This is a genomic window from Neisseria sp. P0020.S003 (assembly GCF_051957095.1).
GTDB classification, from domain to species: Bacteria; Pseudomonadota; Gammaproteobacteria; order Burkholderiales; family Neisseriaceae; genus Neisseria; species Neisseria subflava.
On the sequence record NZ_JBQCWU010000047.1, the window covers coordinates 1 to 597 of the forward strand.

The window sequence follows — 597 nt, forward strand, 5'->3', positions numbered from 1 at the left end:
GGAAGCGGTCGATGTGTTTGGCAATCATGGCTTGTGCGGTTTGTTGGAAGAAGGTGCTCATGAGAAATCCCCCTAAATGTCTTGGTGGGAATTTAGGGGATTTGGGGGGATTTTGCAAAGGTGTCAGGCCGTCTGAAACCCAAAAAATTGGGGTTTCAGACGGCCTTTTTAGTAGAAATTTGTTTGGAATAATTTTAGGAAGTTTGGGTATAATTATTGTGGGGCTGGTAGCAAAAAAGCCCCATTGCAGTGGGGCTTTGTGCTGAAACCTTCCTAGAAAGGAGAGTTTCAATCATGAAACATACCACTCGCACGGGTCGTTCATGGCTGAGACTGCGAACAGTCGTTAAGATTATCTTAACCCTGTTCCTGCTTTTAGTCAATTAAACGGCTGAAAACAAAAAACTGTTTTTCAGTTTCCGCCTGTTTGTCATGAACAGGCGGTTTTTTATTGTTTAACGCTGATTCAAATGTAGGAAAACGTTGCGTTGTTTACACCACAGGTTGAGAATGAAGCCTGCAAGACCTCAAACGGCGTATCGCCGTTCAAACTGCGGTGCGGCTTCACAGTGTTATAGAAATTAACAAAGCGGCACA

At 43.9% G+C, this 597-nt stretch carries 1 pseudogene; it reads right to left on the reverse strand.

Annotated features, from left to right (window positions below):
* Positions 1 to 466: 466 nt before the first annotated feature.
* Positions 467 to 597 (reverse strand): annotated as a pseudogene (locus ACTHTQ_RS11255) (IS481 family transposase); the annotation flags it as partial.